Here is a 5344-nt window from a genome sequence, read left to right as displayed (position 1 = left end):
GTAATGAAAGTTTTTGTTGTTGTAAAGCCAGTAGGCAAGACACGTGGATTTGAGAAGATTGAGGTAGAAATAGAGAAGAGCGATTCGCAAAACATTTCTAATCTAATTAGTTTTTTTGTTAATCGAGAAATTAGCAGGTATGAGGCAGATGAGTTTAGGGTGCTTTCACAAAGTGATATTGATGATATGGTTGATCGTGGAAAGGTGTCATTTGGATTTAAGTATAGAGAACATGAAGAAATTGATAGGGCAGAAGCTATAAGGGTTGCGTTAGAAGCTTTTGCTGATGAGTTATTTGTAGTGTTCATTAATGATAAGCAGATAGAGAGTTTAGAAGATGAGCTGACACTTGTCGAAGGAGATGAGATCAGTTTTATCAGATTGACTATGCTAAGCGGGAGGTATTTCTGATGTATAGAAGTTATTGGGAATATTGCAATGAGGAGTTTGATAAATTGATTAAAGAGGCATCGAGAGTGTCTAGACAGCTGAAACATGATATTTGGGTTATGAATAAGTTTAATTTTTACAATGCGGATGAGGAAGATTTGAAGCGAAATGATGAGCTTATGGCGAATCTTCCTAGAAACAAGGCTGAAGTGTATGACAATGATGTGATTAAGTTTTATTATGGTTTGATGGATGATAAGCACAAAGTCATATTTGATAGATTTATGGAAATGATTGAGGATAGAGTTTTGTTTTATAATTTTGGAAACGTGAGAAGTTACAAGTCAAGTAGTTGTTACTCTGAAATAAAGAATATTTGTAGATTTGCACTTTCATGTCTTTATCTTCAGAGGCTTAAATTTAATGTTGTTGATTATCTAGGTGGAAAGAAGTATTTTGAAAATGAAGTTGAGTATGATTTTGTTGATAATGCATACTATGCGGCTACAATTGATGAAGACAGTGAAGTATTAGGCGTATTATCGAAGATGATTTATGACAACGAAGGTTTGATTCGTTTTTCTAATAATATCATTCAAGGAATGTTATTGTCTGACAGTGAAAAAGCTCACGACATGGTTATGGATATATTGAAGAGTTCAGGGCGTTCAGAAGGATTGAGACAGTCAGTTGTCAATGCAATTGATCTTGCAAAGGTTGGTGTCTATAAGAGATTTTTGAGTTTTATTCATGAAGAAAATCTAATACGTTTTTCATCAGTAAGGATGGCGTTTATAATGTATATGGGCATAGAAGAGATGGTTGATGTCAAGAGGGCTAAAATTATTGAAGAGGGAATTTACAATTGCCTAATAGGGGATGAATTGAATAAATATCTAGAGTCAGAATCTGCACTTGATCTGTATATAGGTCTTTACTCTATTGCTACTGAAAGTTTTGAAAATGCACTTGAGTATATAGACAAGAATTTTGATGATGCTATGGATTATAAAAAGGCTGTGATGATGTTATTTATAAGCAATTGCAATATGAAAATGCCTTATAAGTATGTTGTAAATATGATAGATAGTACTCGTGATGATAAGATTTTGGGAATTATGCTCACCAGAATTGGCAAACGAATATTGTTTGATAATGATAAACAAAAAGGTGAGTTTATTGTAAAATTGTCAGCAAGACTTGATACGATGAAGAAGAACGTTGGAAAATATGGGATTTTTGAGGAGGATATTAAGAAAGCTGCTTATCTTAGTGAGACTGTAAGTTACATGATTGACCTATGCAGTGAAATACAAGATTGCTATGAGCACGCATATAGACATATAAATAGGGTTGATTATATTCCAAGAATAGATGATATCAGTCATCCATTTGTTCGAAATGAGATCATAAAGTTAATTGGGTCTAACAAAGAGAGTCATAGAAGTTTTGCTTTCAAAAAGATCAATGATGAAAATATTGAGCTATCTCCAGAAGAGTATGAATTGATAGCAGGATTTATGAAGAGTAAAAGAAGCGATACTAGAAAATATGTTACTACGCTTTTTCAAAAAGCTGACCCGAAGGTAATTATTGATTGTAGCATAAAATTAGTTAGTGACAAAAACTATCAGAAGAGAAGTGGCGGAGTTAGCTTATTAGTTGATAATAAGGATCGAATTAATGTTCTTGATGAGTATTCAAAAGTAGAAATGTTGATAAATGAGATTGATTTTGGTGAAGAACTAGCTGATGAAGTTTCGATGCTTAAAGGAGAACAAATTCAGGTAAAAGAAGCAAATGTGATATTTGATGAAAACTATGAGCCTGAACTAAAACCAATAACTTATGATAAAAGTTTGGCCAAAAAATTTGTTAAAATTGATGAAAAAAGGCTTAAAAAGTATATTGAAGGCGTGGTGAAAATACACGATAGTGTTATTGGTAGAGATGTAGAGCGGAAGAGCTACAATGGTAGCGTGGAAGTTGAAAAGTTTGGATTTGGATACTTAAATAGTTTACGTTTGAATAGACCATATGGAAGCAACGATGATATAAAGTATACTGATTATTTTTTCTATGAGGAACTAGTGAAGTTAGATTCATTTGTTGAAAATGATGAACTAGAGCTGTTTAGGTTTTATATAGAGGTGCTTTGTTATGAAGTAAAGGTGAAAAATGATATGTATGGTAGAGGACTGGATATTTTTGAAATGCTACTTGCTAAAAAATATTATCCTAAATTACCAGTTGTGAAAAAATATTTAAGTAATTTGGATTCTAAGAAAAGAGGGCATTATTTAGATGGCTGCCTAAGTACGTTGAACATGCTAGAATATTATAAGAAAGATAACGGGGCGTATGTGGATGTAGATTATTCTCTTTTTTTCTTAAATGCATATGCCTATATGGTAAGTCAAGATGCAAAGTCGTGGTTCAATAAAAATAAGGGAAATGCTACAGCTTTTTCTAAAATTTTGGAAAGCTATGCTTTAAGTGAGAAGAATTTTGAAGAGCGAGGGGAATTAGTTTTTCAATTGATGATGCATTTTGATAAATATAATAGAGAGAAGTATTGGTCGTTTGACTATAAGTATTTGTTTAGATTTGCTGAGATGGGATATCTTCAAAAAGATTATATTTATAAAGAATTTTTTGACTTTGAGGATTTTGGAGATAATTATAAAATGACAAATTCAAAGCGAATCATTAATTATGTAAACAATAGAGCTAGATCAGAGAAAGCTAGCGAAATGGAGCTTGAGATATACAACAATAGTATCAGTGCGATGCTTGAAGTAGAGCTAGATCGTACTGAAAAAGATACGATATATTCTGATTCTATAAATACAGCAAAACATTTTTATGGCGTGGAAGTGTTTCTAAAAGCTATTTATAAAATGGGCAAGATGCCATTTCTTAGAGGGTATTCATGGGTTAGAGGTGGTAAGAAAAATACATTTTCACACATCATTTATTGCTGTGAACCATTGGAAAGTGATACAAACGAGTTATTTAATAGTCTAGTTAAAACATATAAGATTAGCGATAAAAAGCTTCTTGAATCAGGTATGTACAACTTGAAATTCATTGATTATGTGAGTGATTATATAGGGATCAAAGGTATAAAAAAGGCTGCTTATTATTTTAAAGCTCATATGAACGATCATTTTGATGAAGAGGATAAAAAAATGATAAGACGATATACTGATCTTGATTTTGATGACCTAAATCGTGGACAAATGGATATAAAATGGTTTAAGGAGAGTTATGATGAGCTTGGTGAAAAGAATTTTTTGATGATTTACGATAGCTCGAAATATATTACATCTGGTGGAAATCACAAAAGAGCGCAGTATTTTGCAGATGCAGTTCTAGGAAGACTTGATGAAGAGGAAGTACTAGAGAGGATTAACGATAAGCGTAATCAAGATATGGTACTAGCTTATGGTTTATTGCCTCTTGGAAAAGATAAAACAAAAGATGCAATTAAGCGATACAAAAGGCTGCAGGCATTTATAAAGGAGAGCAAGTTGTTTGGAGCACAGAGAAAAGCTAGTGAACTTGGTAAGGCTAATATTGCTATTCAAAATCTTGCTAGAACATATGGATATGAAGATGTAAACAGATTTGTTTGGATGATGGAAACGGAGATGGTTTCGGAAATAAGTGGATTTTTTGAGCCTAAAGAAATTGATGAAATAAATATATGTATTGATATAAGTAATCCTTCAAATCCAGTTATTGCAGTAGAAAAAAATGGGAAGATGCTAAAATCCGTTCCGGCTAAATACAATAAAAATGAGTATGTTAAAGAGTTGAAACGAGTAAAAAAAGAGCTTAAAGAACAGTATAGCAGGATAAAGAAGTCATTTGAAAATGCTATGATAGACGAAGTTCGATTTGGTTTGGATGAAGTGATGGCATTTAAAAAGCATCCTATTATAAAGCATGTGATAGACAAAATACTTTGGAGTAACGGAAAGGTATGTGGTTTTTTAAGTGATTTGAATGAGAATGGAATTGTTACTCTTGAAGGGGATGTTATTTTGTCGGGAAATGATTATCTTGTCGTTACGCATCCTGTGGTCTTATTAGAAAATAGGACTTGGTCTGATTGGCAAAATTATATCATGGAGAATCAGATACAACAGCCGTTTAAGCAGGTGTTTAGAGAGGTTTATTTGATGACGAACGAAGAGAGAGTAAATGATGGATTTACAAATCGTTTCGCAGGTTATCAGATAGAACCAAAGCAAACCTATGGAGTGCTTAAGTCTAGAGATTGGATTGTAAATAATTATGATGGCTTTGAAAAAATTAACCATGCACATGATTTACGTGTTGATTTGTATTGTTATGCTGATTGGTACACACCAGCAAGTATTGAGAGCCCGACATTAGAGAAGGTTTTATTTGTGGACAATAAGACTGGTAAGACGAAAGATATGAACGAATTATCTGAGGTTATTTTTTCTGAGGTTATGCGTGATTTGGATCTGGTTGTAAGTGTAGCTTATGTTGGTGGAGTGGATGTTATGATGAATCATTCAACTATTGAGATGCGTAGAAGAATTCTAGAGTATAATCTTGGTTTGTTTAAAGTCAAGAACTACACTATTGATAAGAATCATATAATGGTTCAAGGGGCATATGGTAATTATTCTATACATCTTGGCTCTGGGATTATTCATATGGAAGGAAGTGGTATGTTGCCTGTATTTCCAGTACATTCTCAGCAGCGCGGACATATATTCTTGCCTTTTGTGGATGAAGATCCGAAGACTGCTGAAATTATCAGTAAAGTATTGATGTTAGCAAAGGATGATAAGATTAAAGATCCAGCGGTGTTGGTACATTTAAGAGGATAAGCTTAAAATATAGTGCTGATAAATTGACAAAAATTTCATTTTATTATATTGTGAAGAAAATGAATTTTCTGTAATTTCGGAGC

At 32.8% G+C, this 5344-nt stretch carries 2 protein-coding genes; both read left to right on the top strand.

Translation table 11 applies throughout. The features are described 5' to 3' along the window. Positions 1-411: hypothetical protein (locus tag N4A40_11905; GenBank protein MCT4662559.1), on the top strand; the 411-nt coding region annotated here is incomplete at its 5' end. Continuing rightward, positions 411-5261 carry a DUF4132 domain-containing protein gene (locus N4A40_11900; protein ID MCT4662558.1) on the top strand — a complete coding sequence of 1617 codons (4851 nt, stop codon included), beginning with the start codon at positions 411-413 and terminating at the stop codon, positions 5259-5261. The genes N4A40_11905 and N4A40_11900, both read left to right, overlap by 1 nt. Positions 5262-5344 lie beyond the last annotated feature (83 nt).

This window comes from Tissierellales bacterium (genome assembly GCA_025210965.1).
Lineage (GTDB): Bacteria > Bacillota > Clostridia > Tissierellales > JAOAQY01 > JAOAQY01.
The sequence above is the reverse complement of the archived record's forward strand: the minus strand, read 5'-3'. Positions and strand labels throughout refer to the sequence as shown.

What these genes read in the sequence shown, in the direction of transcription:
- N4A40_11900 (MCT4662558.1), top strand. Translation starts at nt 411, where the DNA reads ATGTATAGAAGTTATTGGGAATATTGCAATGAGGAGTTTGATAAATTG.